This is a genomic window from Candidatus Marinimicrobia bacterium CG08_land_8_20_14_0_20_45_22 (genome assembly GCA_002774355.1).
In the GTDB taxonomy this organism is placed as follows: domain Bacteria; phylum Fidelibacterota; class UBA2242; order UBA2242; family UBA2242; genus 0-14-0-20-45-22.
This window is the reverse complement of the sequence record PEYN01000129.1, coordinates 1-4,842: the sequence shown is the minus strand read 5'-3', so window position 1 is coordinate 4,842 and position 4,842 is coordinate 1. Positions and strand designations below refer to the sequence as shown.

At 41.0% G+C, this 4,842-nt stretch carries 6 protein-coding genes; all 6 read left to right on the top strand.

The genetic code is table 11. From position 1 onward, the window contains the following. The coding region (locus COT43_07730; protein PIS27979.1) for a hypothetical protein at positions 1-214 on the top strand (214 nt) is incomplete at its 5' end. Continuing rightward, positions 214-981 carry an exodeoxyribonuclease III gene (gene xth / locus COT43_07725; GenBank protein PIS27978.1) on the top strand — a complete coding sequence of 256 codons (768 nt, stop codon included), beginning with the start codon at positions 214-216 and terminating at the stop codon, positions 979-981. The genes COT43_07730 and xth, both read left to right, overlap by 1 nt. An 82-nt stretch (positions 982-1,063) precedes the next feature. Beyond that, positions 1,064-1,432 (top strand): hypothetical protein, encoded by a 369-nt coding sequence (locus COT43_07720; GenBank protein ID PIS27977.1) that lies wholly within the window; start codon positions 1,064-1,066, stop codon positions 1,430-1,432. Next, a complete protein-coding gene (locus COT43_07715) occupies positions 1,422-2,861 on the top strand; it encodes a glutamate--tRNA ligase (GenBank protein PIS27976.1) in 1,440 nt (479 codons plus the stop codon). The genes COT43_07720 and COT43_07715 overlap by 11 nt, the downstream gene beginning before the upstream one ends. Before the next feature lies 1 nt (position 2,862). Beyond that, positions 2,863-4,161, top strand: a complete 1,299-nt coding sequence (locus COT43_07710; GenBank protein ID PIS27975.1) for a hypothetical protein — start codon at positions 2,863-2,865, stop codon at positions 4,159-4,161. Between the two features lie 146 nt (positions 4,162-4,307). Next, the gene (locus COT43_07705) at positions 4,308-4,676 is read left to right on the top strand and encodes a hypothetical protein (protein PIS27974.1); all 369 of its coding nucleotides are present in this window, start codon (positions 4,308-4,310) and stop codon (positions 4,674-4,676) included. The last annotated feature ends 166 nt before the right edge of the window (positions 4,677-4,842 follow it).

The following is a 4,842-nucleotide window of genomic DNA, read 5'->3' as shown; positions in this document are numbered from 1 at the left end:
CTCAATTTTTCACATTACAAACTGGACTTCGGAGTATCCCAAACCGGCGGTATCTTTAATCATGAGAAAGGGATGGCATTTTCCTTTTCACAATCGCTCGTTTTTTAACGGGCAAAAGTTGGAGTATTCGGTCGGCGTTATTTCCGAAAATAAATTGTTCTATCGTAAAAACTGTGATAAACTACCGACAGTTAGTTGGGTGGTTTTAAGATAATGAAGATAGTCTCTTGGAATGTCAATGGAATCCGGTCAGTTCTGAAGAAGGGTTTGTTGGATTGGTTACGCTCTGAAGACCCGGATATTTTTTGTGTGCAGGAAACAAAAGCCTCAGAAGAAGTTCTACCCCCGGAACTAATTTCGATCGGCGGTTATCATTCCTATTTTTCATCGGCGGAACGAAAGGGCTACAGCGGCGTCGCGCTTTATTCCAAGGTAGAACCTTTGTCAATTACCAGAGGATTCGGAAACGTGAAGTTCGATACGGAAGGCAGAATTATCGTCGCCGAATATGAAAAATTTACTTTATTCGATATTTATTTTCCAAACGGTCAGGCGTCGGAAGAACGGCTGAGATTTAAATTTGAGTTTTTTGACGAATTTCTGTCTGTCGTCGAAAAAATGGTTGCTAATAAGCGAAATGTCGTCATCTGCGGTGATTTCAACATCGCCCATAAGGAAATTGACATCGCTCATCCGAAGGAAAATGAAACAATTTCCGGATTCCTACCGGAAGAGCGTGCGTGGTTAGACCGGTTTGTTGAGCGAGGTTACGTTGATACATTCCGCAGGTTCGATTCGTCTCCACAAAAATATACTTGGTGGTCGCCGATTTTCAGAGCGAGAGATCGGAATGTGGGATGGAGAATCGATTATTTTTTTGTCAACGCGGCATTTATCAACCAAGTGAAATCCGCTTTTATTCTACCTGACGTGATGGGTTCCGATCATTGTCCAGTTGGGATTACCAGTGAGTTTATTTGATCGGTCAATCAAACAAAATATTCTTGTTTGAATCAAATTTAACGATGAACTTTCACCGATAATTTTTGAAGTGGCGAAGAAGATGGATTACGAAGTAAAAAATATAGGCATTACAAGCGTTTTGAAAATTACCTTTTTGACTCTTTTTACGGTTTTATCAGTTTTTTCCTTTTTATTTTATTTAATCATTCGTTGGGCAATAACTACTTTGGGGAATGCTGTTGAACCTTTTCCACTTCTTGGCTCACTTGATATGACTGACCTTAATTTGATGACTCTTTTATTTGCGTCTATTCTCAACGGTCTTTTCATTACCATTATTCTGTTGATATTCATTTTGTTGGCAATCATTTTTTACAATTTGTATGCTCGTCACGTAGGCGGAATTCAGATGACGCTTTCCGGAGAACGTCCAATTTTACACGAAGGAACAGACGAAATTGACGAATAACGAAATCAGAGTGCGGTTCGCACCCAGCCCGACGGGTGCGCTTCACCTTGGCGGGGCGAGGACGGCAATTTACAATTGGCTCTTTGCCCGGTCGGTCGGTGGCAAATTTTTACTCAGAATTGAAGACACCGATGTCGAAAGATCACGCAAAGAATTAGTTGGCCAGATCATGCAGTCGCTCGACTGGCTTGGTTTGAAATGGGACGAAGAACCGGTTTATCAGTCCAATCGAATGGCATTGTACAAATCCAGAGTCAACGAACTTCTCGTCAAAGGGAAAGCGTATCGGTGCTTCTGTAGAGCTGACGAATTAGACGCGGAACGTGAAAAAGCCGTTCAGGAACACCGGGCATATAAGTATGGAGGGAAGTGTCGGTCTCTTTCGCAAAAGGAAATCGATGAAAACCTATCGGTTGGAAAACCGTACGCCGTTCGTTTCAAAATGGAAGACGGCATTACTGGATGGAACGATCTGGTATATGGAAAAATCTATGTTCAAAACTGCGAACTTGACGATCTGATTATTCAACGTTCAACAGGTGTTCCCGTTTATCAAATGGCTGTCGTTGTCGATGATATAGACATGAATATTACTCACATCATTCGCGGCGAAGATCATATTCCGAATACACCAAAACAGATCAACATTTTCAAAGCATTCGGCAGTGAAATTCCACAGTTCGCCCATCTGCCACTTCTATTGGGAATCGACGGAAAACGGTTGAGTAAGCGGCACGGAGCCACCGGCGTTGATGCCTATCAGGAAATAGGTTATCCTGCTGAAGCCGTGTTCAATTATCTCGCTCTTCTCGGCTGGTCACCAAAGGATGGTAGCGAAGTTTTAAACCCGGACGAAATCGTCCGGCAATTTCAAATTCATGAAATATCACGGAAGGCCGCCGTTTTCGATATTAAAAAATTGGATTGGATTTCCGGTCAGCATTTAACGCTTATGAAATCCGAACAGATTTTATCTGATCTTCGACCGCTTCTCGAACAGGCAAACATTCCGATTGATGGAAATAATCAATACGTTCTGCGCGTTATAGATATGATGAAATCGCGAGTGAAAACCTTTCCTCAATTTGTTGAGTGGGGCAAGTATTTTTTCCTCGATCCTGAATATTATGACGAGAGAGTTATCGCCAAGCAGTGGAAGACCTCAGAAGTTCCGAACCGGATGAAAGTATTAAAGCAGGAATTGGAAAAATCCGTTTCATTTGATGAAGCCGTTATTGAATCATGCGTTAGGAAAACTGCAGAGATCATGCAAATCAAAGCCGCTGAATTGATACATCCACTTCGTTTAGCCCTAACCGGTTTCGGAATTAGTCCTGGAATTTTCGAAGTTGCCGCCTTCTTGGGAAAGGAAAAGGTCGTTCGTAGAATTGAAAAAGCCATCAAATCCATCTCAATTTCCGAGGAATGATATGAGAAAACGCCTGATGCTTTGTCTCGGTATTGCTATGTTGGTTAGTATTTCATCAGCGATGCCGTTAGAACCGGCAGATGAGCCGATTGATCTTTATGTTTTATCTTTCGATAATGTTGAATCCGATCCGGAAATCGTTTGGTTGAAAGATGGATTCATTGATTTTATTTCCAATCATTTTTCTCTCGGGAATGAAGTGGACGTACATCGGACAGAGAAAATGGATGCGGTTGTGAAACAAATCAGAGAAAAGACTCAGAAGAAAGGAAAGAAATACTACGTTCTGACAGGGAGTTACCATCGGACAGGCGGCCATTTTCTAGTTAATCTTGAACTTTTCGATATCACGACATGGCAGAAAATTAATTCACGTCAAATCGATCGGGAAACTGTCGATATCGCAAGGATTATCGAAGAAGTTAATAACGCGTTAGATGAGATGTTATTCCCCGGCAGAAAAAAAGTATCTGCTGAATCATGGGTAATACCGATCGAAGAATCGAAGTCCGCTCGAAGCGATTCCGTTCGTATGGCTTCGTACAAGGTGCATGAACAAAAATTTTCCGCTGTCTCTCAGACAACTTTAAATATTCAAAAAGCACTGGATAACTTCGGGAAGACTTTGAAGAACGATCCGCAGACTCCTGCGGTAAGCGAAAACATTTCCACCACGCGCGGTGTTTTCGAATATCAAATAAGAGAACATTTGACGCAAACGGACACTTTTACGGAATTGCTCGAAAAAATTGCTCATGATCCTTATCAGATTGAAATTAAACCACCCGTTTTTCAAAGGATTTCCGGCAAGGAAGATCGAGTCGTAATGAACTTTTCGGTTTCCTTCAAACCGAAACGGGAATTGATACGGGAAATGTTCGTGACTCTTCCGATCAGTTCAATTTTTGAGAGTCCGGATTTTTCTGAGTTTTGGTTTAAAGGTGACAATTTCGTCATCGATGAGAAAACCACTCGTCGGATAGCAACGGGCGAGTTCCGTATGTTTCCGGTTATCTCATTTGTTTCACAAAAAGGGAAAATCGAACACGTTATTATCGACGTCCCGGCGACTTCGGGATTCGAGCAGAAATCAGAAATCTATGATGTTCAGCATCGCTTTTCACCGCTTTTTAATGTGCTGGGAGGTTCATGGGACGTGAGGGTTTTTCTACTTAAACGGGACATTGCAATTGATTATTCAGTCGAACTGCCGATTCAAACGCTTGGAGAGTTAACCACAATATCAGTACGAATGATGTCGGAAGGAGAAATCTCAGCATATCTAAAAGAAATTCGGTAATAATTGATTTGTGATTATTTGGCAAGATAAATATATTTACCTATGAAACGTTTAGAGGAAATAGAAGAAGAAAAAGTAAAGGCCGATATCGTATTATTCCCACCGTAAAAAAACAACTTAACCAATTTACTGAAAGTCTTGATCATATGAGCAGGTATAACATTCTGATTGTCGATGATGAACCAAATGTGTGTAATTTTCTGACGGAATTTCTTGAATACAAAGGATTCACATCTCATTCGACATTATCTGGGAAGGAAGCTTTATCCGCACTAAGTTCTGAACATTTTGATCTGGTGCTGTTGGATTTAATCATGCCAGAGATGAACGGATTCGAAATATTAGAGCGAATCCGAAAAGATCAACCGAAACTGCCTGTTATAATTCTTACAGGAGTCAAGGATAAAAATATTGCGAATGACTCTATTGCAATGGGTGCTGTCGATTTCATTCCTAAGCCGATCGATCTTGAACGGCTCGAGAATAGCATTTTGATTAATGTTCAAAATATTTGAAAAGGAAACATAAATTGGACGCAATTAAGTGGTTTTTACCCAGTGAAAAAGTCTCCAGTCAAGTAAGCCCTTTCTTCAAGGAAATGGGGCAAGTTTTTGAAAAAATCCCCGATTTTCAGATTGAGTACGAACAGTTTGATGATGCTACTTCACCTTTAAGTCAGAT